We start from the raw sequence: 25,011 nt of genomic DNA, 5'->3' as shown, positions 1-25,011 counted from the left end.
TGATAAATCTTGCTCCGTGATTCGCACGACTCGGAAGCATCGATGAAGCGCCTGGCCGGCCGGATAATTCTGCTGTGGGGCTGGCGCCGCGCGCTTGTGGCGTTTCTTGCCGGGGCGCTGGCGGTGCTTGCCCAGGCGCCTTACGATTTCTTCGCCGTCGGTTTCGTTTCGTTCCCGCTGCTGGTCTGGCTTCTCGACGGCGCGACCGGCGAAGCCTCCGATGGCTGGTTCCGGCGTTTGCGGCCTGCTTTCGCCATCGGCTGGTGGTTTGGCTTCGGCTATTTTCTCGCTGGCCTGTGGTGGATCGGCTCGGCACTTCTGGTCGAGGCCGACAGCTTCGCCTGGGCGCTCCCCTTCGCAGTGGTCGGAATTCCGCTGGCGCTCGCCTTTTTCTACGGCTTCGCGACAGCGGTTGCCCGGTTGCTGTGGAGCAACGACATCGGCCGCATCGCTGCCCTTGGCTTCGGCTTTGCCCTGGCGGAATGGCTGCGCGACTTTCTATTCACCGGCTTTCCCTGGAATGCCGTCGGCTACGCGGCGATGCCGGTGCCCTTGCTTATGCAGAGCGTGTCGGTGACCGGCATGGTTGGCATGAACGCGCTGACGGTCTTCGTCTTTTCATTGCCGGCCCTGCTTGCGGCGCGCCGGCATGTCCGCCTGGGGGCTGCACTGCTTGTCGTTCTCGTCTCGGCCCATGTCGGCTTCGGCTATATCAGGCTTGCTGCTCCGGAGAAGCCTGCGGAACGCAGCCTCGATGTCCGCATTGTGCAGCCGGCCGTTGACCTCAGCGAGAAGTGGGACGCTTCGGTGCCCGACCGGATCTTCGCCACGCTGATGGGACTTTCGGCCAAAGCGCCGGAGACTGGCCATGACAAGCCGCAGTTGATCCTATGGCCGGAGACCTCCGTGCCGTTCTTGTTCGCCCAGCGTCCCGATGCGCTGACCGCGCTGGGCGAGATGCTTGGCGACGGCCAGATGCTGATCGCCGGTGTTGTCCGGGAGGAGGGTGGCTCGGCGGCAAATGCCGACAGGCGGTATTACAATTCGGTGGTGGCGATCGACGACAAGGGTGAAATCGCAGATGCCGTCGACAAGGTTCATCTGGTGCCCTTTGGCGAATATCTGCCTTTTGCCGACCTGCTAGGCCGCTTCGGGCTCAAACAGCTTGTCGCCGGGCCGATGACCTACGCGGCGGGCAATGAGCGACATCCGATCGCGCTGCCCGGCGGCATCCGCGCGCTTCCGTTCATTTGCTATGAAGTCATCTTTCCCGATCTGGTGGCGGTTGACGCTACGTCAGCCGAGCTTATTGTGAACGTCACGAACGACGCGTGGTTCGGTGACACGCCGGGTCCATACCAGCATTTCAGGCAGGCGCAGATTCGCGCTGTGGAGAATGGGGTGCCCTTGTTGCGCGCAGCCAATAACGGCATCTCCGCTGTAGTCGATCCGCGCGGACGCATCCTTGACGCACTGGCGATCGACGCACGCGGAGCCATCGATGTCCATGTGCCGATTTCCAATCAGTCCGTCGTTTCTTCCAGCCAAAGGCGCATTAACGGACTGCTGATCATGTTGCTGCTTGGCCTGGCCGCTTTCGCATTGAATGTAAGGCAAAGGCTACGGGTGAATTGACAGTCGACACATTAGAAACTCATACTGTAACCGCCTGAAATTTCTCGAAGTCGGTACGTCGTTCTGTTGGGGCACTGGCCGCCGGCTTCGTTTGGGCAGAAAAACACAAAAAGCCGGAAAAATTCGGCGAGGAAAAAATGGCAGAAGAAAACAAGAAGAAGCCGAATCCTATCGACATCCATGTCGGAAGTCGCATCAGGCTTCGCCGCAATATGTTGGGAATGAGTCAGGAGAAGCTGGGCGAGAACCTCGGCATAACGTTTCAGCAGATACAGAAATACGAGAAGGGAACCAATCGCGTCGGCGCCAGCCGTTTGCAGGCAATAGCCTCGATACTCGGTGTTCCTGTCGCTTTCTTTTTCGAGGACGCGCCGGGCCAGGAGGCCGTGGGCAACCGCGGATTTGCCGAGGATGCATCAATGACTTTTGCGGTCGAATTCTGCGGCAGTCCTGAAGGGCTTCAACTCAACCGGGCCTTCGTCAAGATTGGCGACGTCAAGATACGCCGCAAGATCATCGAGCTCGTGAAGGCCCTTTCAACCGACGAGGTCGATTGATTGGGCCGATTGAGTTGGCAGGCAGTTTAAAGCCGGAAATGGCGAGGATGTCGTAGCCGGGCACGACCTCGCTGATCGCAGAATTTACATCCTGTAGGCAGGCCGGAGAGGAAATCGATTTTGCTCGACGCCCAACGTGTTGGAACTAAGCTCGCCGGCGGCATCCTGCCGCTGGTCGCAGTGGTGCAAGATAATAGCGCGATTTTCATGCCAGAATGGCCGCGCCGCTTGACGAGCGCCGCCCGGCACAGCTAACACGTGGCGCGCCAATCGGCAGCGTGCCGATATTTTTTCAAGAGGGGACACCCGTGACGCGGCAAAACTATTTATTCACCTCGGAATCCGTTGCCGAGGGTCATCCCGATAAGGTTTGCGATCGTATCTCCGACGAGATCGTCGATCTGGTCTATCGCGAGGCCAGAAAAACCGGCATGGACCCCTGGAAGGTCCGCGTCGCCTGCGAAACGCTGGCGACCACCAATCGCGTCGTCATCGCCGGCGAGGTGCGCGTCCCCGAGACCCTGCTCAAGAAGGACAAGGCCGGCAATATCCTGATGGATGCCGCCGGTCATCCGCTCGTCAATCCGGCGAAGTTCAAGTCGGCCGCCCGCAAGGCGATCCGCGAAATCGGCTATGAACAGGCCGGTTTCCACTGGAAGACGGCAAAGATCGAGGTTCTGCTGCACGGCCAGTCGCCGGATATCGGCCAGGGCGTTGACAATGCCTCCGACCGGCAAGGCGAGGAAGGGGCCGGCGACCAGGGCATCATGTTCGGCTATGCCTGCCGCGAGACACCGGATCTGATGCCGGCGCCGATCTACTACAGCCATAAGATCCTCGAACTGCTGGCCGCCGCACGCCATGAGGGCAACGGCGATGCCGGCCGGCTCGGGCCGGACGCCAAGAGCCAGGTCACCGTCCGCTATGTCGACGGCAAGGCGGCCGAAGTGACGCAAATCGTGCTGTCCACCCAGCATCTCGACGCCAGCTGGGATTCGAAGAAGGTCCGCAACGTCGTCGAGCCCTATATCCGCGAGGCGCTGGGCGAGCTGAAGATCGCCGACAGCTGCAACTGGTACATCAACCCGACGGGCAAGTTCGTCATCGGCGGCCCCGACGGCGACGCCGGCCTGACCGGACGCAAGATCATCGTCGATACTTACGGCGGTGCTGCGCCCCATGGCGGCGGTGCTTTTTCCGGCAAGGACACCACCAAGGTCGATCGTTCCGCGGCCTATGCGGCACGCTACCTGGCCAAGAACGTGGTGGCGGCGAAGCTCGCCGATCGCTGCACCATCCAGCTTTCCTATGCCATTGGCGTCGCCCAGCCGCTGTCGGTCTATGTCGACCTGCACGGCACCGGCAAGGTCGATGAGGCGAAGCTCGAGCAGGCGCTGCGCACCGTGATGGACCTGTCGCCGTCCGGCATTCGCCGTCACCTCGATCTCAACAAGCCGATTTATGCCAAGACGTCCTCTTATGGCCATTTCGGCCGCAAGGCCGGCCGCGACGGGTCCTTCTCCTGGGAAAAGACCGACCTCGCCAAGGCGCTCAAGGATGCACTCGCCGAAGCGCCCGCCGAAGCAGTCGCGGCCTAGCCGCGGCGTCCATAGATCCGAAAGACGTGGATCCGAAAGACCGGCCAAGCCGTGCGACCGAAGCATTTTTCGGTCGCCGGCGCGGCAAGACCATCCGTCCGCAGCAGGCGGCGGCACTGGAAAGCGGCTTCCGCACCTACCGGCTCGATCTGATGGCCGGACCGCCGGCCGAACTGCGCAGCCTGTTCGAAGCGGATGTCTGCGCCATTCATCTCGAGATTGGTTTCGGCGGCGGCGAGCACCTGCTGCATCGGGCGACGGCAGCTCCTGAGACCGGCTTTATCGGCGTCGAGCCTTTCGTCAACGGCATGGCCAAGATGATGATGGCGGTCAGGGAACGGCCGCTGGCCAATCTTCGGGTCTATGACGACGATGCCACGCGCCTGCTCGACTGGCTCCCGCAAGCCTCGCTCGACGGCATCGACCTTCTCTATCCCGATCCCTGGCCGAAAAAGAAACACTGGAAGCGCCGCTTCGTCAGTCCGGTCAATCTCGACCGTTTCGCGCGCGTCCTGAAGTCAGGCGGAAAATTCCGCTTTGCGTCCGATATCGATAGCTATGTGAACTGGACGCTGCTGCACTGCCGGGCGCATGATGCGTTTGAATGGCAGGCTGAAGAGGCAGCCGATTGGCATCGGCCCTATGAGGGTTGGCCGGGTACGCGCTACGAGGCGAAGGCCATTCGCGAAGGCCGTCGGCCTGCCTATCTCACCTTCGTCCGAAGATAGGCGACCAAGTTAAGCAGCGCCCCATCGCGCGCTTTGCCGTCGACGAGGACCAAGGACGTCCTCGTCCTGCTTCGCAGGTCTTAGAAGCGGCCGATCTTGTCGAAGGCGGCCGGATCCACGCCGAGATTGCGCAGATCGTGCGCGCGCGGCTTGCGGCCGGCTTCGACGGCGTGCGAAGCGGCGACGGCGCTGCCGAACACAGTGAAGAAATCGCCGATGGCCGAGAAAACCTTGCGGTTGGTCATGATTATGCCCTTTCGCCTGCTGCAATGTGACTGAATTTGTGCAGCGCAACATAGATAGGCGCGTATTGCCTGATATCACAGGGACGTTGCCGCATGGCCGCCATGCGTCCTGTGCAACGCTGCTGCCTCCTCACGGAGACAGAAAACCGGACAACTGGTGTGCTACCTAATCCGGGCAACTCGTCTGCTTACGACAGACCCCGCATGCGGACTTGAAACGACGGCCGCGATCGTCTATATCAAGCTCAAATTCTTGGTCGGTATGGCGAAGAGTGGGTCCACCCGGTCCCGCTCTTTTTTGTTACCTTCCGACCGCCAATGAAGCGACAGGAATAGAATGACCGCAACGGCGACCGACAGCGACGACCGCATCATCCGCGAAAGCGGCATCGATGCGCGCGTCGCGCTGATCGTGCAGCCGGTGCTGCGTGCCATCGGCTTTCGCCTTGTCAGGGTGCATCTGACGGGCCAGAACGGGCTGACGCTGCAGATCATGGCCGAGCGCGAGGACGGCACCATGACCGTCGAGGATTGCGAAGAGGTCAGCCGGGCAGTGTCGCCGGCCCTCGATGTCGATGATCCGATCGAAAAGGCGTATCATCTCGAAGTGTCGTCGCCGGGTATCGACCGGCCGCTGGTCCGCAAGTCGGATTTCGCGACCTGGACGGGCCATCTGGTGAAGATGGAAACGTCGGTCCTTGTCGCCGACCGCAAGCGCTTCAAGGGCAAGATCGCCGAGAGCGATGCGGACGGCGTGCTGATCGAGCGCGACAAGGCGGCCTATGGCGAGGAGCCGACGGTGCGCGTGCCCTACGATGCGATTGCAGAAGCGCGGCTGATCCTGACCGATGACCTTATCCGCGATGCGCTGTCGAAGGACAACAGGGCGCGCAAGGAAGCCAAGAAGCGCCGCGGCGAACCCGAAGACGCGCCAGAGGGCGTAGAAGCGGGCGCGGAAGACGAAACCGAACAGGAAATGTGATTGGGCTGCCGGGCGCAAAGGCTCGGCAACAAGCTCGGGAGAAAAAAGATGGTTGTAAGCGCCAACAGGCTTGAACTGCTGCAGATCGCCGACGCGGTCGCGCGTGAAAAGTCGATCGACAAGTCGATCGTCATCGCCGCCATGGCCGATGCGATCCAGAAGGCGGCGCGCTCGCGCTATGGCCAGGAAACCAACATCCGTGCCGACATCAATCCGAACACCGGCGAGATGAAGCTGCAGCGGCTGATGGAAGTGGTCGAGAAGGTCGACGACTATGCGACGCAGATCGCCATTTCCTCGGCGCGCGAGCGCAATCCCGACGCCCAGCTCGGCGACTTCATTGCCGAGCAGCTGCCGCCGATGGATTTCGGCCGCATCGCCGCCCAGTCGGCCAAGCAGGTCATCGTCCAGAAGGTGCGCGAGGCCGAGCGTGACCGCCAATATGACGAGTACAAGGACCGCATCGGCGAGATCGTCAACGGCACCGTCAAGCGCGTCGAATACGGCAATGTCATCGTCGATCTCGGCCGTGGCGAGGCGATCATCCGCCGCGACGAGCTGATCCCGCGCGAAAACTACAAATATGGCGATCGCGTCCGCGCCTATGTCTACGATGTGCGCCGCGAGCAGCGCGGTCCGCAGATATTCCTGTCGCGCACCCATCCGCAGTTCATGGCGAAGCTGTTCACCATGGAAGTGCCGGAAATCTACGACGGCATCATCGAGATCAAGTCGGTCGCCCGCGATCCGGGCTCGCGCGCCAAGATCGCCGTCATCTCGCGTGACAGTTCCATCGATCCGGTCGGCGCCTGCGTCGGCATGCGCGGCAGCCGCGTTCAGGCGGTGGTCGGCGAATTGCAGGGCGAGAAGATCGACATCATTCCGTGGTCGCCTTCGGCCGCTTCCTTCATCGTCAACGCGTTGCAGCCGGCGGAAGTCGCCAAGGTCGTGCTCGACGAGGACGCCGAACGCATCGAGGTCGTGGTGCCGGACGACCAGCTGTCGCTGGCTATCGGCCGCCGCGGCCAGAACGTCCGGCTTGCCTCGCAGCTCACCGGCTGGGATATCGACATCCTGACCGAGCAGGAAGAGAGCGAGCGCCGCCAGAAAGAGTTCGTCGAACGCTCGGCGCTGTTCATGGATGCGCTCAACGTCGACGAGATGGTCGGCCAGGTGCTCGCCTCCGAAGGCTTCACCAGCGTCGAGGAAGTCGCCTATGTCGATGCCGACGAGATCGCGTCGATCGACGGCTTCGACGAGGACACCGCCTCGGAAATCCAGGCCCGCGCCCGCGAGTATCTGGAGAAGATCGAAGCCGAGCATGACGAGAAGCGCAAGGCGCTGGGGGTCGAGGACGAGCTGCGTGAGATCCCTGGCGTGACCACCGCCATGATGGTGACGCTCGGCGAGGACGGCGTGAAGACGATCGAGGATTTCGCCGGCTATGCGGCCGACGACCTGACCGGCTGGAAGGAACGCAAGGACGGCGAGACGAAGGTGTTCCCCGGTGTGCTCGCCAGTCACGGCGTGTCGCGCGCCGATGCCGAGCAGATGGTTCTGGCTGCCCGCCTCAAGGCCGGCTGGATCACCGAAGACGAGCTTGTAGCCGAAGACGTGCCGGCTGACGAAGCCGTTGGTGCGTGAGGTGAAACCGCATCGCACACAACCCGCCCTTGGACGAGATGAACGATCGCACTTGCATCGTCACGCGCAGACAGGCCGAACCGGATGAACTGATCCGTTTCGTCGTCGGCCCGGATTCGGCCGTCGTTCCGGATATCAAGAAAAACCTGCCCGGCCGCGGTTGCTGGGTGACGGCCGACCGCCTACATATCGACAAGGCGGCAGCGAAAAACCTGTTCGCTCGCGCCTTTAAGGCGCAGGTGATCGTGCCGACCGATCTCGGCGGCATGGTCGACGGGCTGCTTTCCAGATACGCTCTGGGCATGCTCGGTCTTGCCCGCAAGGCAGGCGCGATCGCGCTCGGCGCCACCAAGGTTGAGAGCGCGGTGCGTGGTGGGCTGGCGCTTTTCGTGTTGCATGCGACCGAGGCGTCAGATGACGGCGTCCGCAAGATCAGCCAGGCGCGACGGGCAACCGTCCACCTTGGTGGCCCCGCCATCCTTGCCTACAAACTTTTCTCCGAGGCCGAGTTGAGCTTGGCATTGGGGGGTACAAATGTGATACATGCTGCCGTTCTCGCGGGAGACGCGGGCAGGGCGGTCCAGAAGCGCATGGTTGCGCTCGACCGGTATCGGGGCGGTTCCCCGGACGATCTGGCAATGCTTGCGGCCGTTGCTGACGAAGATGATGCCGCAGAGGATATGGAATGAGCGATACGAAATCGGGCGACGACAAGACGTTGAGTGTGACGCCGAAGAAGACCTTGACGCTGAAGCGCCCCGGTACTGAACAGGGCACCGTGCGCCAAAGCTTCTCGCATGGCCGCACCAAGGCGGTCGTGGTCGAGACCAAGAAGCGCAAGTTCTCGCTGCCCGGCGACAAGCCGGAGCCGGCTGCTGCCCCTGTGTCAGTCTTCACGCCGAAGCCGCCGGTCGCGGCAGCGCCCGTTGTGCAGGAAGCGCCCAAGGCGCCGCCGCCTCCGCCGCCTGTCGAGCGCGGCGGCATGGTGCTGAACGAATTGTCGCGCAATGAGATGGAGGCGCGCCGCCGGGCCCTTGAGGGCTCGAAGGTCCGCGACGTCGAGGATCGCCAGCGCGCCATCGACGAGGCCAAGCGCCGCGCCGAGGATGAAGAGCGCCGCCGCCGCGAGCGCGAGGAATCCGCGCGCCGCCAGGCCGAGGAAGAGGCTCGGCTGCAGGCTGAGGCCGAGTCCCGCCGGCGTGCCGAGGAAGAGGCGCGTCGCCGCGCGCCGCTGGCCGCCGAACTGGCGACAGTCGACGACGAGGACATCAAGCCGAAGCGGACCGGCGCCGGTGCCCCGGTGCGCCGTCCGGTCACGCCCGAAGTGGCGCGTCCGGCCAAGCCGACCAAGGGCGAGGAAGATCGCCGCCGCGGCAAGCTGACGCTGAACGCCGCACTTTCCGATGAGGATGCGCGTGCGCGTTCGCTGTCGTCGATGCGTCGGCGCCAGGAGAAATTCAAGCGCGCGCTGCATAACGAACCGCGCGAGAAAGTCATGCGCGAAGTGATACTGCCCGAAACCATCACCATCCAAGAACTGGCGCAGCGCATGTCCGAGCGCGCCGTCGATGTGGTCAAGTTCTTCATGAAACAGGGCCAGATCCTGAAGCCGGGCGACGTCATCGACGCCGACACGGCCGAGCTGGTCGCCACCGAATTCGGCCACACGGTTCGCCGCGTCGCCGAGTCCGACATTGAGGAAGGCCTGTTCAACATCGCCGATCGCCCAGAAGATCTGGAATCGCGGCCGCCGGTGGTGACGATCATGGGCCATGTCGATCACGGCAAGACGTCGCTGCTCGATGCTATCCGCAACGCAAATGTCGTGTCCGGCGAGGCTGGCGGCATCACCCAGCATATCGGCGCCTATCAGGTCGAGAAGAACGGTCACAAGATCACCTTCATCGACACGCCCGGCCACGCCGCCTTCACGGCGATGCGCGCCCGCGGCGCCCAGGCGACTGACATCGCCATCCTCGTGGTGGCGGCCGATGACAGCGTGATGCCGCAGACGATCGAATCGATCAGCCATGCCAAGGCGGCCGGCGTCCCGATCATCGTGGCGATCAACAAGATCGACAAGCATGACGCCGACCCGCAGAAGGTGCGCTCTGAGCTGCTGCGCCACGAAGTCTTCGTGGAATCGATGGGCGGCGAGGTGCTGGATGTCGAAGTGTCGGCGACCAAGGGCACCAATCTCGACAAGCTGCTCGAAGCGATCCTGCTGCAGGCCGAAATCCTCGACCTGAAGGCCAATCCGGACCGCACCGCCGAGGGCGTCGTCATCGAAGCCCAGCTCGACAAGGGCCGCGGTCCCGTCGCCACGGTGCTGGTCCAGACAGGCACGCTGATGCCCGGCGACATCCTCGTTGCCGGCAACGAATGGGGCCGGGTGCGTGCGCTGGTCAACGACCGCGGCGGGCAGATCAAGGAAGCGCCGCCGGCAATGCCGGTGGAGGTGCTTGGTCTGCAGGGAACACCGCAGGCCGGCGACCGTTTCGCCGTCGTCAACAACGAGGCCCGTGCCCGCGAGATCACCGAATACCGCCAGCGTCTGGCGCGCGAGAAGGCGGTGGCCAAGCATGCCGGCCAGCGTGGGTCGCTCGAACAGATGATGTCGCAGCTGCAGACGAGCGGGCTGAAGGAATTCCCGCTGGTCATCAAGGGCGACGTGCAGGGCTCGATCGAGGCGATCAACGCGGCGCTGGACAAGCTCGGCACCGACGAGGTGCGTGCGCGCATCGTCCATGCGGGCGCCGGCGGCATCACCGAAAGCGATGTGTCGCTGGCGGAAACCTCGGGTGCTGCGATCATCGGCTTCAACGTCCGCGCCAATGTGCAGGCGCGCGCGGCTGCCGCGGCGGCAGGCATAGAGATCCGCTACTATTCGATCATCTACAATCTCGTGGATGACGTGAAGGCTGCGCTCTCCGGCCTGCTTTCGCCGGAGCGTCGCGAGACCTTCATCGGCAATGCGGAGATCCTCGAGATCTTCGACATCACCAAGGTCGGCAAGATCGCCGGCTGCCGTGTCACCGAAGGCAAGGTCGAGCGCGGTGCGGGCGTTCGCCTGATCCGCGATAACGTCGTCATCCACGAAGGCACGCTGAAGACCCTGAAGCGCTTCAAGGACGAAGTTGCGGAAGTCCCAGGTGGCCAGGAATGCGGCATGGCCTTCCAGAACTACGAAGACATGCGCGTCGGCGACGTCATCGAGTGCTTCCGCGTCGAGATGGTGACCAGGACGCTCTGAGTTCGAGCAGCTTGAGCTCAAGCATCTACTGAGACCGGGCGGTGGTCGAAAGACCGCCGCCCAAACCATATGAGACATGCGGCGCGGTCCCATCCCGCGCTTCACGATTTCAGGATAGAGAAAAATGCCCCGTTCAACCACATCAGGCCCATCCCAGCGCATGCTTCGCGTCGGCGAGCAGGTGCGCCATGCGCTTTCGGAAACCTTGCAGCGTGGCGAGATCCTCGATCCCTTGATCGAGAATGCCGTGGTTTCGGTCTCGGAAGTGCGCATGTCGCCCGATCTGAAGATCGCCACCGCCTTCGTCTCGCCGCTCGGCGCAAGTGATACCGATGCGGTGGTCGAGGCGCTCAACAAGCATGCGAAATTCGTGCGCGGCCGCGTTTCCGGCGCGCTCCGGCAGATGAAGTACATGCCCGAGTTCCGCTTCCGGCTCGACACCAGCTACGACAATTTCCAGAAGATCAACGAATTGCTGCACTCGCCCGAAGTGGCGCGCGACCTCGGCACAGATGCCCAGATTGACGACCAGAATAAAGACAATGACAAGGACGAAAAATAGTGGCGCGTCGCGGCAAGAAGAAGGGCCGGCCGATCTCCGGCTGGCTGGTGCTGGACAAGCCCGTCGGCATGGGTTCGACCGAAGCCGTCTCCAAGATCAAATGGCTGTTCCAGGCCGAAAAGGCCGGCCATGCCGGCACGCTCGACCCGCTCGCTTCCGGCATGCTGCCGATCGCGCTCGGCGAAGCGACCAAGACCGTGCCTTATGTCCAGGATGGCGCCAAGGTCTACCGCTTCACGGTTGCCTGGGGTGAGGAGCGTTCGACCGATGACCTTGAAGGGCCGGTGACGAAAAGCTCCGACCAGCGTCCGGCTGAAGCCGATGTGCTTTTGCTGATGCCGAAATACACCGGCGTCATCATGCAGACGCCGCCACAATTTTCAGCCATCAAGATCGCAGGCGAGCGCGCCTATGACCTTGCCCGCGACGGCGCGACGGTCGACATTCCGGCGCGGGAAGTCGAGATCGGCCGTCTCGACCTGATTGAGCACAGTGCTGATCGCACCATTTTCGAGGTCGAATGCGGCAAGGGCACTTATGTGCGCTCGCTGGCCCGCGACATGGGCCGCGACCTCGGCTGTTTCGGTCACATCGCCGAACTGCGCCGGATCGAGGTCGAGCCGTTCACGCAGGAAGACTTCGTCACCATCGCCGAGCTGGAAGCCGCCCGCTTTGGCGAACGGGGCGAAAGTTCGGATTCAGCGGACACGGTGCCAGTCGACTTCGACGCGATCGACGCGCTTCTGGTCGATACATCAGCCGCGCTCGACTGCCTGCCGCAGATCGCGATCAGTGACGACGCGGCAACAAAAATCCGCCTCGGCAATCCGGTCATCATCCGCGGCCGCGATGCGCCGGTGGAAGCTGAGGAGGCCTGCGCAACGGCGCGCGGCAAGCTGGTCGCCATCGGCGCCATCGAACAAGGCATGTTCAAGCCGAAGCGGGTCTTTGCCGGGTGAGTCCCGTCGTCTAATCTCGATGAGACTTAAACATCCGAGGGGCACATGGCAAAGGCCGAGACGATCAAGAAGCGGGCGCCGGTGACGGCACGGCGGCCGCCGGTTGGCGCATCGCCGGGCACGCTGATCGCCGACCCGGCGGCGCGGCGCAGCGAACTGCGACTGACACTGATGTCGCCCAATAAATTCGAGACGATCGAAGATGCCAGCATCGACGACGTCAAAGCCAATTGCGACACATGGCCGGTCATCTGGCTCGACTGTACCGGTCTCGCCAACATCCCGCTGATCGAGGAGATCGGCCGGATTTTCAGCCTGCATCCGCTGGCGCTGGAAGATGTCGTCAACACCGGCCAGCGGCCGAAGGTGGACTTCTTCGAGGACCATGCCTTTGTCGTCGTCAGGATGATCGACGACGTCACCGCGCATCGCTACGAGCAGATCGCCGTCTTCTTCGGCAAGAACTTCGTCGTCACCTTCCAGGAGCGCGAAGGCGATCCGTTCGATCCCGTGCGCAAGCGCATCGAAAGCTCGATGCCCAACCGGTTGCGCGCACGCGGAGCAGACTATCTCGCCTATGCCCTGATCGACGCCATCGTCGACAGCTATTTCCCGCCGATCGAGGCTGCCGGCGAATTGGTCGACAGCATCGAGGACCAGATGCTGCGCGCGTCGGATAAGCACCAGATGCGGCAGCTTCACGAGTTGCGGCGCGACGCCAATGTGCTGAAGGGGGTGCTTTGGCCGATGCGCGATGCGCTGGCCACGCTGATCCGCAACGACGTGCCCTATGTGAAGGCCGAGACCAAGGTTTTCCTGAACGACACGCTCGACCACTCGCTTCGGCTCATCGAACTGGTCGAAACCCAGCGCGACATGCTGACCGGTCTGATCGAGATGCATCTGTCGCTGAGCCAGGCGCGCACCAGCGATGTCATCAGCTATCTGACGATCGTCTCGGTGATCTTCATCCCGCTAACCTTTCTCGTTGGCGTGTGGGGCATGAACTTCGATCCAGAAAGCTCGCCATGGAACATGCCGGAGTTGAAGGCCCAATACGGCTATCCGGCGGCGCTCGTGTTCATGGCCCTTGTCGCGTTCGGGCTGATTGCCTTCTTCAGATGGAAGAAGTGGCTTTAGCCGAAGGGAAATCTTCGTTTGTGCCGCAAAAAGCCGGCTTGTGAATTGGGCTGGTGTTTTTGCCTGAATTGCACTATATGCGCCGCAGCATCGTGCAATGACACGTTGCTTGTACCGGCCCCTGCTGGACGACATCCCGGCTGAGGGCGTCCCGTTTCCTCAAACAGATAAGGAAAAACACGATGTCGATTACTGCCGAGCGCAAGAAGGAATTGATGGGTGAATTCGCAACCGCCAAGGGCGATACCGGGTCTCCGGAAGTCCAGGTGGCCATCCTTTCCGAGCGCATCAAGAACCTGACCGACCATTTCAAGGACCACAAGAAGGATAACCATTCCCGCCGTGGTCTGCTTGCTCTCGTCTCCCAGCGCCGTAGTCTGCTTGATTATCTCAAGCGCAAGGATGACGCGCGCTATCAGACGCTGATCGAGAAGCTCGGTCTGCGCCGTTGACGAATTGACCGGCGGGTTCTTTCGAGAGCCCGCCGGTCGCGCATTGGAGCATCGGATCAGTCCATTGCTCTATGAAGGAAGTAGAGCGCCGCGCATCGATCTAGACGCGCAAATAGGACGCTCTGAAAGTTTGAATTTGCGCATGATGCTTTCCGCAGGCCGCGGTTTCGGGATCATGCGCAAGGCCAGTCGGATCGATTGGCCAGACCCGGTTTCGAAATAGCACAGGGCCATTCGAAACCGCCCATGGACGGTCATGGGGCAGGATTGCAGGACGCTCGCGCGGCAATCGCGCCGGATTTACCCGAGCTTCCCGTTGTCTTGCCCGTGGCTGCCCGAGAAATGAAGCCAAGGGAAAGGGGCACTCGCGCACGGTGAAACGGCGCGGCCCTTTCCGCATATGAAGGACAAGATATGTTCAATCACCATAAAGTGGAAATCGAATGGGGCGGCCGCCCGCTCATCCTCGAAACCGGCAAGATCGCGCGCCAGGCTGACGGCGCGGTGCTCGCCACCTACGGCGAAACCAAGGTTCTCGCCACCGTCGTTTCGATGAAGGAGCCGAAGCCCGGCCTCGATTTCTTCCCGCTAACCGTCAACTACCAGGAAAAGACCTATGCCGCCGGCAAGATCCCGGGCGGCTATTTCAAGCGCGAAGGCCGTCCGAGCGAGAAGGAAACGCTGGTTTCCCGCCTCATCGATCGTCCGATCCGCCCGCTCTTCGCCGACGGCTACAAGAACGACACGCAGATTGTCGTCACCGTCGTCCAGCATGATCTCGAAAACGACCCCGACATCCTGTCGATCGTCGCCACCTCGGCGGCCTTGACGCTGTCCGGCGTCCCCTTCATGGGCCCGATCGGCGGCGCCCGCGTCGGTTACATCAACGGCGAATATGTGCTCAATCCGCATGTCGACGAGATGCAGGAATCCAAGCTTGACCTGATCGTCGCCGGCACCTCAGACGCCGTGCTGATGGTTGAGTCCGAAGCCAAGGAGCTCGGCGAGGACCTGATGCTCGGCGCCGTCATGTTCGGCCATCGCGGCTTCCAGCCGGTGATCGATGCGATCATCAAGCTGGCCGAGGTTGCCGCCAAGGACCCGCGCGATTTCACCGCGCCGGACTATTCGGCGCTTGAAGCAGAGATGCTGAAGATCGTCGAAGGCGAGCTTCGCGATGCCTACAAGATCACCGACAAGCAGAAGCGCTATGCCGCCGTCGACGCCGTCAAGGCGAAGGTCAAGGCTGCGTTCGTACCCGCCGAAGGCGAGGAAGCAAAATACACGTCCGAGCAGATCGGCACCGTGTTCAAGGAGCTCCAGGCCAAGGTCGTGCGCTGGAACATCCTCGACACCGGCTCGCGCATCGACGGCCGCGACCTGAAGACGGTCCGCAAGATCGTCTCCGAAGTCGGCGTCCTGCCACGCACCCACGGCTCGGCGCTGTTCACCCGCGGCGAGACCCAGGCGCTGGTCGTCGCCACGCTCGGCACCGGCGAGGACGAGCAGTATGTCGATTCGCTGACCGGCATGTACAAGGAGAAATTCCTCCTTCATTACAACTTCCCTCCCTATTCGGTTGGTGAAACCGGCCGCATGGGTTCGCCCGGCCGCCGCGAAATCGGCCACGGGAAGCTCGCCTGGCGCGCGATCCGCCCGATGCTGCCGACCGCCGATCAGTTCCCCTACACGCTGCGCGTCGTCTCGGAGATCACCGAGTCCAACGGTTCGTCGTCGATGGCCACCGTCTGCGGCACCTCGCTGGCGCTGATGGATGCCGGTGTGCCGCTGGCAAAGCCGGTCGCCGGCATCGCCATGGGTCTCATCAAGGAAGGCGAGCGCTTCGCGGTGCTCTCCGATATCCTCGGCGACGAGGATCACCTCGGCGATATGGACTTCAAGGTTGCCGGCACCGCCAACGGCATCACCTCGTTGCAGATGGACATCAAGATCGAGGGCATCACCGAGGAGATCATGAAGATCGCGCTCGGCCAGGCCAAGGACGGCCGCCAGCACATTCTCGGCGAAATGGCCAATGCGCTGTCCGGTGCCCGTTCCGAGCTCGGCGAGTTCGCGCCGCGCATCGAGGTCATGCACATCCCGACCGACAAGATCCGCGACGTGATCGGCTCGGGCGGCAAGGTCATCCGCGAGATCGTCGAAAAGACCGGCGCCAAGATCAACATCGAAGACGACGGCACGGTCAAGATCGCTTCGTCCAATGCCAAGGAGATCGAGGCGGCGAAGAAGTGGATACACACCATCGTTGCCGAGCCGGAAGTCGGCGAGATCTACGAGGGCACGGTCGTCAAGACCGCCGACTTCGGCGCATTCGTCAACTTCTTCGGTCCGCGTGACGGCCTCGTCCACATCTCGCAGCTCGCCAACGATCGCGTCGCCAAGACCTCCGACGTCGTCAAGGAAGGCGACAAGGTCTGGGTCAAGCTGATGGGCTTCGATGAGCGCGGCAAGGTCCGCCTGTCGATGAAGGTCGTCGACCAGGCCACGGGCAAGGAAATCGCCCGCGACAAGAAGGCCGAAGGCGAAGAAGACGCCGCCTGAGCGATCTGACGGTATAATCGAAGCGGGCGCGCCGACAGGTCGCGCCCGTTTTCGTTTCAAGACAAGCCAGCTGCATTTCGAGATCGAAGAATGTCCGCCGAGCCGCTAAAAACATTGTTCCACCCGTTCGGGGCCGAGGCTGTCTCCCTGCCGCGTAAGGGCGAGCGTGTCCTCTTTCTGGGCGCCGAGCCGGGCTTCCGCCTGCCCGAAGGCTTCGATGCAGCACTGCATCTGGTGCAGGGCTTCCGGCCGCATTTTCGCGCGCTGCAGGGGTCAGGCTTCACAGCCACGCCGCGACCGGAGAGCGAAGGTTTCGATGCGGCATTGGTGCTCGCCGGCCGTCATCGTGGGCAAAACGAATTGCGCATCGCTGAAGCGATGGAGCGTGTGAGGCCGGGCGGACTGATCGCCGTCGCCGGCGGCAAGGACGATGGCATTGCGAGCCTGCGCAAGCGCATCGGCGAGCTTGTGACGCTCGACGGCCATATGCCGAAACATCACGGCATCGCCTTCTGGTTCCGTCGACCGGCCGACGCTGCGGTCGCGGCAGCGCTTCGCGCCGCCAATCCAACCCTTCTGCTCGAGGCCCGGTTCCGCACCGCGCCAGGCATGTTCTCTTTCGACAAGATCGATACAGGTTCGAAATTGCTGGTGGACAACCTGCCTAACGACCTGCGTGGCAGCGTTGCCGATTTCTGCGCTGGCTGGGGCTATGTCGCGGCCGAGGTCGCCGCCCGCTCACCCGGCATCTCGGCGCTCGATCTCTACGAGGCCGAGTTCGAGGCGCTGGAGGCGGCGAAACGCAATATCGGCAATACAGCGGCGGAACCCAATTTCTTCTGGATCGATCTTTTGAGCGAGCCGGTCGAGCGCCGTTATGACGCCATCGTCATGAACCCGCCCTTCCATCGCAGCCGCGCGACCGAGCCGGAGATCGGTGCCGGCATGATCCGCGCCGCGGCGAAGGCGCTGAAGCCAGGTGGGCGGCTGTTCATGGTGGCGAACCGTCAGCTTCCCTACGAGCCGGTGCTGGCGGCCGCCTTCTCCAGCCACGCCGAGATCGCCCGCGACGGGATGTTCAAGGTTTTGGCGGCGCGCCGCTGAGCGGAGTTCACCGGACCAAGGCATTTTCTATGGGCCGAATTATTCCCGGCCGGTGTCGGCCTGCTTCAACTCGTCGAGCGCCGGCATCGAGACGATGTGGTAGCCGGAATCGACATAGTGGATTTCGCCGGTGACGCCGGACGACAGGTCGGACAGGAGGTAGAGCGCGGAGCCACCGACCTCGTCGATGGTCACTGTACGGCGCAGCGGCGAGTTGCGCTGCTGGTAGGAAAACATATGGCGTGCGTCGGAAATCCCGGCGCCGGCCAGTGTCCGCACCGGTCCCGCCGATATGCCGTTCACCCTGATGCCGCGCGGTCCGTAGTCGTTGGCGAGATAGCGGACGCTGGCTTCCAGCCCGGCCTTGGCCACGCCCATGACGTTATAGTTCGGCATGACACGGACAGAACCCGCATAGGTCAGTGTGATCATCGAGCCACTGTCCTTCATCAGCGCGGCGGCGTGACGGGCGACCTCTGTGAAGGAGTAGCAGGAGATGACCATGGTGCGGACGAAATTGTCGCGGCTGGTGTCGGCGTAAAGGCCCTTCAGCTCGTTCTTGTCGGAAAAGCCAATGGCATGGACGACGAAGTCCAGCCCGCCCCAGGCCTTGCCCAAGGTCTCGAAGATGGCGGCAACCGATGCGCTGTCCTCGACATCGCAAGGCACGACCAGCGAGGCGCCGAGCTTGTCGGCGAGCGGCTTGACCCGGCGCCCGAAGGCCTCGCCTTGATAGGTGAAGGCGAGTTCCGCCCCATGTTCGGAGAGTTTCCGGGCGATGCCCCAGGCGATCGAGTGATCGTTGGCGACACCCATGACAAGCCCGCGCTTGCCCTTCATCAATCCGTCCATGGTCGGCAAATCCTTATGCGGAATAGCGCTGGAAAATCAGCGTTGCGTTGGTGCCGCCGAAACCAAACGAATTGGACAAAACAGTGTCGATCCTGGCGTCGTCGATGCGTGTGCGCACGATCGGCATGCCTTCGAATTCCGGATCGAGTTGCTCGATATGAGCGCTCTCGCCGATGAAGCCGCCTTGCATCATCAGGATAGAGTAGATCGATTCCTGCACGCCGGCCGCACCCAGCGAATGGCCAGTCAGCGATTTGGTCGAGGTGATGAAAGGCATCTTCTCGCCGAACACTTCGCGGATCGCGCCCATTTCCCTGGAATCGCCGACCGGCGTCGAAGTGCCGTGCGTGTTGATGTAGTCGACTGGCGAAGAGGTGGTCGCCAGCGCCTGCCGCATGCAGCGCACCGCACCTTCGCCCGATGGCGCCACCATGTCGTAGCCGTCTGAGGTCGCGCCATAGCCGACGATCTCGGCGTAGATCTTGGCGCCGCGTGCCTTGGCGTGCTCGAGCTCTTCCAGGACCAGCACGCCGGCACCGCCGGCAATGACGAAGCCGTCGCGATCGACGTCATAGGCGCGCGAGGCGGCCGACGCCCTGTCGTTGAACTTGGACGACATGGCGCCCATCGCGTCGAACAGGTCCGACATCGTCCAATCGAGATCCTCATGGCCGCCGGCGAAGACCATGTCCTGCTTGCCCCACTGGATCAGTTCGTAGCCATTGCCGATGCAATGCGCCGAGGTCGAGCAGGCCGACGAGATCGAATAGTTGACGCCATGGATCTTGAACCAGGTGGCGAGCGTCGCTGAAGCGGTCGACGACATCGCCTTCGGCACGGCGAACGGGCCGATGCGCTTGGGGCTGCCATTCTTGAGCGTGGTTTCGGCCGCTTCGACGATGGCTCGGGTCGACGGTCCGCCCGATCCCATGACGATGCCGGTGCGCTCATTGGTGATGTCGTTCTCACCAAGTCCAGCGTCCACAATAGCCTGGTCCATGGCGACATGGTTCCAGGCCGCACCTTGCGACAGGAAGCGCATAGCGCGACGATCGATCAGGGCGGAGGGGTCGAGCGTCGGCGCTCCCCAGACCTGACAGCGGAAGCCGTGTTCGGCGAAGGAATCAGAGAAGCTGATGCCGGACTTGGCATCGTGGAGCGAGGCCTGCACCTCGTTGGCATTGTTGCCGATCGACGACACGATGCCGAGGCCTGTCACTACGACCCGTCTCATTCGCAACTCCTTCCAGCGCTTGAACCCGAAACCTGTTGGACACGGATCATGCGCAAATTAAAGTTCTACAGCTTCGTTTGCGCGTCCCAGGGACGCGCGGCGCTGTGGGGGCGCCGGTCAGGCGGCGGCCGATTGCTTGGACAGACCCACCTTGAGGTCCGTTGCTGCGTATATGGGTTCGCCATCCGCCTTCAGCCAGCCATCGGCGATACCAAGCACCAGCCGGCCGCGCATCACGCGCTTGAAGTCCACGCCATACTCCACCTTCTTGACCGACGGTGTCACCATGCCCTTGAACTTCACCTCGCCGGTCGAGAGCGCCATTCCTTTGCCCGGCTCGCCGAGCCAGCCGAGGTAGAATCCCGTCAATTGCCACATGGCGTCGAGGCCCAGGCACCCCGGCATGATTGGATTGCCGATGAAGTGGCAGGCGAAAAACCACAGGTCCGGCTTAATGTCGAACTCTGCGCGGATGAAGCCCTTGTCGAAGGCACCGCCCGTCTCGCTGATTTCGGTGATGCGGTCGAACATCAGCATCGGCGGATAGGGGAGTTGGGCGTTTCCAGGTCCGAACAGCTCGCCGCGGGCGCAGGCAAGCAGTTCTTCGTAATCGTAGCTGGATTTCGAAACCGCCATCAATCTCTTCCCCGTAATCGTCCCGGGCGGTAGAGCGCCCTTGTCGTTGGTTTCCTAACACAATCTATTTCAGGCCGGAAACCGGCGTTTGCGCTTAACCTGCCCGTCTGCCTGGGTCAATGCGCGCTATTGATCGTATTCGGCCGACAGAATATATGTCGGGAGGTGTTCAGTTTCGGGCGATGTTCGTTTTTTGCCATTCTGGGCATATCTTGGGGCGAAACTATGAGCTTGGACGGATAGATGGATCTGGGCTGCCGGAAGGAAAATGTCGCTGTGGACAAGCGGGTTCGCGAAGCTGGGCTGAGGCCGACGCGTCAGCGCATTGCGCTGGCCGATCTGCTTTTCGCCAAGGGCGACCGCCATCTGTCGGCCGAGGAATTGCACGAGGAGGCGATCGCCGCCGGCGTGCCGGTGTCGCTCGCCACCGTCTACAACGCCCTTCATCAATTCACCCAGGCGGGCCTTCTGCGCATCCTGGCCGTCGAGGGGTCAAAGACCTACTTCGACACCAACACCTCCGATCACCATCATTTCTACATTGAAGGCGAAAACAGGATCTTCGATATCGCCAGCGGTCCTGTCACGGTTTCCAACCTGCCGGAGCCGCCGGAAGGCATGGAGATCGCCAATGTCGACATCGTGGTAAGGCTGCGTCCCAAACGCTGCGATTGATCGGCGCGTCATTGGGTCCGCGAGATACCGTCTCGCCCGCTAGACCATGATCCCGAACCGACAAGGAGAGGTCAGTTTTTGACCCGTTCGCCCGGATAGGCGCCCCAGACAAGCGACTGGGCGAGCCAGCCGGTGTGGCCGTCGAAGGTCATTTCGCACCACTCGCCGTCACAGGACCTGATCGTGCCCATGGCGCCCGGCTCGATGATCGCGATGATGCTGGCATCCTTTTCCGGGTCGTTGAGAAGGTTGATTCGGGCATCCTTGCCGCGCTGCCAGGGTGCCACGATCGCCGTGCGGCGGCCTGAAAGCAGCGACTGGTTGATCCAGCCTTCCGAGCCGTCGGCATCGCGCACCCGACGCCAGGTGTCGAATTCCTGGATGATTTCCATCGGCAGGCCAGGCTTCATGTACATCCAGTCGACGGAATAGTTGACGCCTGGTCCGACGCGGGAGTTGACGCGGCCCGCTTTCAGGCTGACGAAACGCGGCAGCGGCAGGCCGCTCGGCCCAAGCGTTGCGCTCTGGGCCGGTGCTGCCGCACTCTGTGCCGCCACAAGCGGGGAATAAAGGAGAGCGCCGATAAATGCTGCGCTGAGGGTCAGGCGGAGCGACGCAAAACCAGACACTTTCGTTCCTTTCAGCGCCGGCTCATCGGCCTTGGCGCCCCTTTTTCTTTGTCTTCGGCGGAACCTCTTGTTACATGGAGAACTGGCACCGCGACCGGCCTCCAGTTTCGCCTGTCTTGGTTAAAGAGGTCTCAACGAGGGTTGGGTTTGAGGAAACAATGGCAGGCAGAAAAAGGCCCCTCGTCGTCATCACGCGCAAGCTGCCCGATCCGGTCGAGACCCGCATGCGTGAGCTGTTCGACGCCCGGCTGAATGTCGAAGACAGGCCGATGACGCAGCCGGAACTGGTCGCGGCGGTCAAGGAAGCCGACGTGCTGGTGCCGACTATAACCGATCATATCGACGCAGCGCTGATCGCTCAGGCTGGCGACAACCTCAAGCTGATCGCCAATTTCGGCAACGGCGTCGACAAGATCGACGTGGCGGCAGCAGCGAAGAAGGGCATTACCGTCACCAACACGCCGAACGTGCTGACCGAAGATACGGCCGACATGACCATGGCGCTGATGCTGGCGGTGCCTCGGCGACTGGCGGAAGGCGCCAATGTGCTGACCGGCGACAAGAAGTGGGCGGGCTGGTCACCAACCTGGATGCTCGGCCGGCGGATCTGGGGCAAACGTCTCGGCATTGTCGGCATGGGCCGCATCGGCACCGCTGTCGCCCGGCGGGCCAAGGCTTTTGGGCTGTCGATCCACTACCACAATCGCCATCGCGTGCTGCCGGCGGTCGAGGATGAGCTGGAGGCAACCTACTGGGAAAGCCTCGACCAGATGCTTGCCCGCATGGACATCATCTCGGTTAACTGTCCATCGACGCCGGCAACCTTCCATCTGCTCTCGGCGCGGCGGCTGGCGCTTCTGCAACCGTCCGCTTACATCGTCAACACGGCGCGCGGCGATATCATCGACGAGGACTCTCTGGTCAAGCTGATCCAGGACGGCAAGATCGCCGGCGCCGGCCTCGACGTCTACGAGCATGAGCCGGCGCTGAACAGCAAATTGCTGAAGCTCGCCGCCAAGGGCAAGGTCGTGCTGTTGCCGCATATGGGATCGGCGACGCTCGAAGGCCGCATCGATATGGGCGAGAAGGTGATCATCAACATCCGCGCCTTCTTCGATGGCCATCGCCCGCCTGACCGCGTACTGCCGCTGCGGACGTGACCGGGCGCCGCCCAATTCTTCAGCAAAGACTTTAGGGTCCCCGATAGGGGATCAGGGACCCCGCCTTGAGGCGGCTGGGATGGCTCGGCATGAGCAACCATCTCACGCAAAAGTTTGCGGCACCGGTTGCACGCGGTGCAGTCGCGCGGGAAACAAGGTTCCCAGATGCTGCCCCCGGAGCAGCTCCCATGTGGCTTTAGAAAATCATTCTACTCCCGATCGGTCTCGTCGATTGTCGATCCTTGACAATAGGTGACAGTAGCATCAAGCAAAGGGCTTCCATCGCAAGAGTGTAAAAAGCTGATGCCTGAACGCCGCAACGACCCCGGCCCCGAGATCGAGGGACTTATCCGCGCCATCGAGGCTCGCCTCATTGAACTACGTCGCGACATCCATGCCCATCCAGAAACCGGCTTCGACACGGTCCGCACGGCCGGCCTGGTCGCCGCCGAGCTTGGCGCGCTCGGGATCGAGGCGCGCACCGGCGTCGGCCGCACCGGCGTCGTGGCCGAGATATCCGGAGCCTTTCCCGGTCCTTGCCTGATCCTGCGGGCCGATATGGATGCCTTGCCGATCGGGGAGCAGACCGGTCTGCCTTATGCTTCGACCATTCCAGGCAGGATGCATGCCTGCGGGCACGATCTTCACACCGCCTCGCTTCTCGGCGCCGCGCATGCGCTCGTCTCGCTGGCGCCGCGTCTGCGCGGCTCGGTCCGGCTGATTTTTCAGCCCGCCGAGGAGACGCAGGAGAGCGGCGCGGCGGCCATGGTGGCGGACGGTGCCGCCAAAGGTGCTGACATGGCCATCGCCTTCCACAACCGTCCGGAACTGCCGGCGGGGCAGGTTCTATTGAACCGCGGTGCAAGCACCGCATCGAGCGACGAGTTCAAGGTGGTGGTGCGCGGCAAGTCGGGCCATGCCGCGCGGCCCCATGCCGCCATCGACCCGATCGTCGCCAGCGCCCACATCATCACCCAACTCCAGACCGTGATATCGCGCGAGATGGACCCCGCGCAGTCCGCCGTCCTGACCATCGGCCGTATCGAGGGCGGCGCGACCCAGAACATCATTCCCGACAGCTGCATGTTCGAGGGCACGGTGCGTTGCCGCTCGCCGCGATCGCGCGATCTCGCCGAGGCCGCGTTCCGGCGCATCTGCGAAGGCACGGCGCAGGCGCTCAATGCCGCCGTCGAGATCGACTATGCGCGCGGCGCGCCGCCCCTGATGAACGACGATGCGCTGGTCGATCGTGCGGTTTCCGTGCTCGGCCATCAGTTCGGCGCGACGCCTCAGGTCGAGCCGGGAACGAGCTTCGGAGCCGAGGACTTTTCCTATTTCTCCGAGCTCATGCCTTCGGTCCAGATATTCATCGGTTCGGGCCAGCCCGGCCGTGACGACCGCGTCCACAACTCCGACTATCAGCCCGATGAAGCCTGCATCGGGCAAAGCGCCATCGCGCTCACGCGCATGGCGGTCGATCTTCTTTCCTGACCCCTCAACCCTCCTTCCCAAGGATGATCCAAGCATGAAAAATCACCCGCAGCACCTTCCTGCGCATGGGCCTTGCCGCCATTGCCGGGCTCGCCGTTGCCCCCGCCACAGCTCTTGCCCAGGGACGTAAAAAATATGTTTTCGCCACCGAAGGAGCCTTCCCGCCCTTCAATATGACCCGACCGAATGGCGAGCTCTACGGCTTCGAGCTGGACATGCTGGCCGAGATCGCCAAGCGCGCCGACTTCGACTATGAGGTGATCTCGCAGGCCTGGGACGGCATGATCCAGGGCCTCATCGACGGCAAGTACAATGCGGTGGTCGACTCGGTCTCCGTCACCGAGAAACGCCTCGAAGTGGTCGATTTCTCGCTCCCCTACACCACCGGCGGCTCGACCTTCGTCGTGCTGAAGGAAAGCGGCGTCGAACTGTCGAGCACGGGCGCTTTCGTCGACCTCGACGATACGAAGGCCACCGATGCCGCCATCGCGGCGATCGCCGAGGTGCTGGACGGCAAGACCGTGGGCGTCCACGTCTCGACCATCCAGGCAGACTTCCTGAACAAGTATCTGGCCGACAAGGGCGTGACGATCCGCACCTATCAGACCGGCCCGGAAGTCTATCAGGATCTGCTGAACGGGCGGCTCGACGCCGGGATCGCCTCGGTCACCAACATCTCGGCTTTCCTCGAGAAGAACACAGAAACCGCCAAGGCCACCGGCCCGTCCTTCACGGGCGGCGTCATGGGGCGCGGCTCGGCCTTCGTCGTCCAGAAGGGCGACGCCGAGCTGGCCGGGCTTCTCAGCAAAGCGCTGAAGTCGATGTCGGACGACGGCACGCTCGTCGAGCTGTCGAAAAAATGGTTCGGCATGGTCGTGACGCCCGCGCTCTGAGGCCAGGGTGCAGGCCGATC

The 25,011-nt window shown here is 62.7% G+C and carries 23 protein-coding genes; 18 read left to right on the top strand and 5 right to left on the bottom strand.

Annotated elements, in window-relative coordinates:
- Nucleotides 1-42 precede the first annotated feature (42 nt).
- The 4 genes from lnt (at nt 43) to trmB (ending at nt 4,518) form a co-directional block, all read left to right on the top strand.
- Nucleotides 43-1,635 (top strand): apolipoprotein N-acyltransferase, encoded by a 1,593-nt coding sequence (gene lnt / locus EOB36_RS07025; protein WP_127203537.1) that lies wholly within the window; start codon nt 43-45, stop codon nt 1,633-1,635.
- Nucleotides 1,636-1,772: 137 nt separating this feature from the next.
- On the top strand, nt 1,773-2,192 hold the full coding sequence (locus tag EOB36_RS07020; RefSeq protein WP_095487857.1) for a helix-turn-helix transcriptional regulator: 420 nt from the start codon (nt 1,773-1,775) through the stop codon (nt 2,190-2,192).
- Between the two features lie 308 nt (nt 2,193-2,500).
- Nucleotides 2,501-3,790 carry a methionine adenosyltransferase gene (metK, locus tag EOB36_RS07015; RefSeq protein ID WP_095488070.1) on the top strand — a complete coding sequence of 430 codons (1,290 nt, stop codon included), beginning with the start codon at nt 2,501-2,503 and terminating at the stop codon, nt 3,788-3,790.
- Between the two features lie 26 nt (nt 3,791-3,816).
- Complete coding sequence (gene trmB / locus EOB36_RS07010; RefSeq protein WP_095487859.1) at nt 3,817-4,518, top strand: tRNA (guanosine(46)-N7)-methyltransferase TrmB; 702 nt, start codon at nt 3,817-3,819, stop codon at nt 4,516-4,518.
- 80 nt (nt 4,519-4,598) lie between these two features.
- Here the strand turns inward: trmB and EOB36_RS07005 are convergent, their stop codons facing one another.
- Nucleotides 4,599-4,763, bottom strand: a complete 165-nt coding sequence (locus EOB36_RS07005; protein WP_095487861.1) for a hypothetical protein — start codon at nt 4,761-4,763, stop codon at nt 4,599-4,601.
- 337 nt (nt 4,764-5,100) lie between these two features.
- Between EOB36_RS07005 and rimP the strand changes: the two genes are divergently transcribed.
- From rimP to EOB36_RS06955, 10 genes are all read left to right on the top strand, one after another.
- Nucleotides 5,101-5,745, top strand: coding sequence for a ribosome maturation factor RimP (gene rimP / locus EOB36_RS07000; protein ID WP_095487863.1), 645 nt, complete (start codon nt 5,101-5,103; stop codon nt 5,743-5,745).
- A gap of 48 nt (nt 5,746-5,793) precedes the next feature.
- Nucleotides 5,794-7,389: a transcription termination factor NusA gene (gene nusA / locus EOB36_RS06995; protein WP_095488072.1), complete on the top strand. Its 1,596-nt coding sequence runs from the start codon at nt 5,794-5,796 to the stop codon at nt 7,387-7,389.
- A gap of 38 nt (nt 7,390-7,427) precedes the next feature.
- Nucleotides 7,428-8,078, top strand: coding sequence for an RNA-binding protein (locus tag EOB36_RS06990; protein WP_095487865.1), 651 nt, complete (start codon nt 7,428-7,430; stop codon nt 8,076-8,078).
- Nucleotides 8,075-10,642: a translation initiation factor IF-2 gene (infB, locus tag EOB36_RS06985; protein WP_095487867.1), complete on the top strand. Its 2,568-nt coding sequence runs from the start codon at nt 8,075-8,077 to the stop codon at nt 10,640-10,642. Before EOB36_RS06990 ends, infB begins: the two co-directional genes overlap by 4 nt.
- Nucleotides 10,643-10,766: 124 nt before the next feature.
- The gene (gene rbfA / locus EOB36_RS06980; RefSeq protein WP_095487869.1) at nt 10,767-11,204 is read left to right on the top strand and encodes a 30S ribosome-binding factor RbfA; all 438 of its coding nucleotides are present in this window, start codon (nt 10,767-10,769) and stop codon (nt 11,202-11,204) included.
- Nucleotides 11,204-12,163, top strand: coding sequence for a tRNA pseudouridine(55) synthase TruB (gene truB, locus EOB36_RS06975; protein WP_126103751.1), 960 nt, complete (start codon nt 11,204-11,206; stop codon nt 12,161-12,163). Before rbfA ends, truB begins: the two co-directional genes overlap by 1 nt.
- Nucleotides 12,164-12,208: 45 nt before the next feature.
- The gene (corA, locus tag EOB36_RS06970; protein WP_095487873.1) at nt 12,209-13,303 is read left to right on the top strand and encodes a magnesium/cobalt transporter CorA; all 1,095 of its coding nucleotides are present in this window, start codon (nt 12,209-12,211) and stop codon (nt 13,301-13,303) included.
- Between the two features lie 140 nt (nt 13,304-13,443).
- Nucleotides 13,444-13,755 carry a 30S ribosomal protein S15 gene (gene rpsO, locus EOB36_RS06965; RefSeq protein ID WP_280953385.1) on the top strand — a complete coding sequence of 104 codons (312 nt, stop codon included), beginning with the start codon at nt 13,444-13,446 and terminating at the stop codon, nt 13,753-13,755.
- Nucleotides 13,756-14,169: 414 nt separating this feature from the next.
- A complete protein-coding gene (gene pnp / locus EOB36_RS06960) occupies nt 14,170-16,317 on the top strand; it encodes a polyribonucleotide nucleotidyltransferase (RefSeq protein ID WP_095487875.1) in 2,148 nt (715 codons plus the stop codon).
- Nucleotides 16,318-16,407: 90 nt separating this feature from the next.
- Complete coding sequence (locus EOB36_RS06955; RefSeq protein WP_128284555.1) at nt 16,408-17,421, top strand: class I SAM-dependent methyltransferase; 1,014 nt, start codon at nt 16,408-16,410, stop codon at nt 17,419-17,421.
- A 39-nt stretch (nt 17,422-17,460) separates the two neighbouring features.
- Here EOB36_RS06955 and fabI read toward each other — a convergent pair whose 3' ends face one another.
- The 3 genes from fabI to fabA all read right to left on the bottom strand — a co-directional run bounded on the left by fabI (nt 17,461) and on the right by fabA (nt 20,143).
- Entirely contained in the window at nt 17,461-18,273 is an 813-nt protein-coding gene (gene fabI, locus EOB36_RS06950) for an enoyl-ACP reductase FabI (RefSeq protein WP_128284554.1), read from the bottom strand.
- Between the two features lie 13 nt (nt 18,274-18,286).
- A complete protein-coding gene (gene fabB / locus EOB36_RS06945; RefSeq protein WP_095487881.1) occupies nt 18,287-19,507 on the bottom strand; it encodes a beta-ketoacyl-ACP synthase I in 1,221 nt (406 codons plus the stop codon).
- A gap of 117 nt (nt 19,508-19,624) precedes the next feature.
- Nucleotides 19,625-20,143: a 3-hydroxyacyl-[acyl-carrier-protein] dehydratase FabA gene (gene fabA / locus EOB36_RS06940; protein ID WP_023802127.1), complete on the bottom strand. Its 519-nt coding sequence runs from the start codon at nt 20,141-20,143 to the stop codon at nt 19,625-19,627.
- 243 nt (nt 20,144-20,386) lie between these two features.
- On the opposite strand from fabA, the gene irrA reads away from it, so the two are divergent.
- Nucleotides 20,387-20,818 (top strand): iron response transcriptional regulator IrrA, encoded by a 432-nt coding sequence (gene irrA, locus EOB36_RS06935; protein WP_006337949.1) that lies wholly within the window; start codon nt 20,387-20,389, stop codon nt 20,816-20,818.
- Between the two features lie 71 nt (nt 20,819-20,889).
- Here irrA and EOB36_RS06930 read toward each other — a convergent pair whose 3' ends face one another.
- On the bottom strand, nt 20,890-21,447 hold the full coding sequence (locus EOB36_RS06930) for an SH3 domain-containing protein (RefSeq protein WP_128284553.1): 558 nt from the start codon (nt 21,445-21,447) through the stop codon (nt 20,890-20,892).
- A 158-nt stretch (nt 21,448-21,605) separates the two neighbouring features.
- On the opposite strand from EOB36_RS06930, the gene EOB36_RS06925 reads away from it, so the two are divergent.
- The 3 genes from EOB36_RS06925 to EOB36_RS06915 all read left to right on the top strand — a co-directional run bounded on the left by EOB36_RS06925 (nt 21,606) and on the right by EOB36_RS06915 (nt 24,991).
- On the top strand, nt 21,606-22,607 hold the full coding sequence (locus tag EOB36_RS06925; RefSeq protein WP_095487885.1) for a D-glycerate dehydrogenase: 1,002 nt from the start codon (nt 21,606-21,608) through the stop codon (nt 22,605-22,607).
- 303 nt (nt 22,608-22,910) lie between these two features.
- A complete protein-coding gene (locus tag EOB36_RS06920) occupies nt 22,911-24,098 on the top strand; it encodes a M20 family metallopeptidase (protein ID WP_128284552.1) in 1,188 nt (395 codons plus the stop codon).
- Between the two features lie 65 nt (nt 24,099-24,163).
- Entirely contained in the window at nt 24,164-24,991 is an 828-nt protein-coding gene (locus EOB36_RS06915; RefSeq protein ID WP_128284551.1) for a transporter substrate-binding domain-containing protein, read from the top strand.
- The last annotated feature ends 20 nt before the right edge of the window (nt 24,992-25,011 follow it).

The sequence above is a fragment of the Mesorhizobium sp. M6A.T.Cr.TU.017.01.1.1 genome (assembly GCF_004023115.1).
Taxonomy (GTDB): Bacteria; Pseudomonadota; Alphaproteobacteria; order Rhizobiales; family Rhizobiaceae; genus Mesorhizobium; species Mesorhizobium mediterraneum.
Note: the sequence above shows the minus strand (reverse complement) of the source record. Positions and strands in the feature narration are given on the sequence as shown.

What these genes read in the sequence shown, in the direction of transcription:
- EOB36_RS06915 (WP_128284551.1), top strand. Translation starts at nt 24,164, where the DNA reads ATGGGCCTTGCCGCCATTGCCGGGCTCGCCGTTGCCCCCGCCACAGCT.
- corA (WP_095487873.1), top strand. Translation starts at nt 12,209, where the DNA reads ATGGCAAAGGCCGAGACGATCAAGAAGCGGGCGCCGGTGACGGCACGG.
- EOB36_RS07005 (WP_095487861.1), bottom strand. Translation starts at nt 4,763, where the DNA reads ATGACCAACCGCAAGGTTTTCTCGGCCATCGGCGATTTCTTCACTGTG.
- lnt (WP_127203537.1), top strand. Translation starts at nt 43, where the DNA reads ATGAAGCGCCTGGCCGGCCGGATAATTCTGCTGTGGGGCTGGCGCCGC.
- infB (WP_095487867.1), top strand. Translation starts at nt 8,075, where the DNA reads ATGAGCGATACGAAATCGGGCGACGACAAGACGTTGAGTGTGACGCCG.
- EOB36_RS06990 (WP_095487865.1), top strand. Translation starts at nt 7,428, where the DNA reads ATGAACGATCGCACTTGCATCGTCACGCGCAGACAGGCCGAACCGGAT.
- EOB36_RS06925 (WP_095487885.1), top strand. Translation starts at nt 21,606, where the DNA reads ATGGCAGGCAGAAAAAGGCCCCTCGTCGTCATCACGCGCAAGCTGCCC.
- nusA (WP_095488072.1), top strand. Translation starts at nt 5,794, where the DNA reads ATGGTTGTAAGCGCCAACAGGCTTGAACTGCTGCAGATCGCCGACGCG.
- EOB36_RS06955 (WP_128284555.1), top strand. Translation starts at nt 16,408, where the DNA reads ATGTCCGCCGAGCCGCTAAAAACATTGTTCCACCCGTTCGGGGCCGAG.
- irrA (WP_006337949.1), top strand. Translation starts at nt 20,387, where the DNA reads ATGGATCTGGGCTGCCGGAAGGAAAATGTCGCTGTGGACAAGCGGGTT.
- fabB (WP_095487881.1), bottom strand. Translation starts at nt 19,507, where the DNA reads ATGAGACGGGTCGTAGTGACAGGCCTCGGCATCGTGTCGTCGATCGGC.
- rbfA (WP_095487869.1), top strand. Translation starts at nt 10,767, where the DNA reads ATGCCCCGTTCAACCACATCAGGCCCATCCCAGCGCATGCTTCGCGTC.
- EOB36_RS07020 (WP_095487857.1), top strand. Translation starts at nt 1,773, where the DNA reads ATGGCAGAAGAAAACAAGAAGAAGCCGAATCCTATCGACATCCATGTC.
- EOB36_RS06920 (WP_128284552.1), top strand. Translation starts at nt 22,911, where the DNA reads ATGCCTGAACGCCGCAACGACCCCGGCCCCGAGATCGAGGGACTTATC.
- pnp (WP_095487875.1), top strand. Translation starts at nt 14,170, where the DNA reads ATGTTCAATCACCATAAAGTGGAAATCGAATGGGGCGGCCGCCCGCTC.
- fabA (WP_023802127.1), bottom strand. Translation starts at nt 20,143, where the DNA reads ATGGCGGTTTCGAAATCCAGCTACGATTACGAAGAACTGCTTGCCTGC.
- fabI (WP_128284554.1), bottom strand. Translation starts at nt 18,273, where the DNA reads ATGGACGGATTGATGAAGGGCAAGCGCGGGCTTGTCATGGGTGTCGCC.
- rimP (WP_095487863.1), top strand. Translation starts at nt 5,101, where the DNA reads ATGACCGCAACGGCGACCGACAGCGACGACCGCATCATCCGCGAAAGC.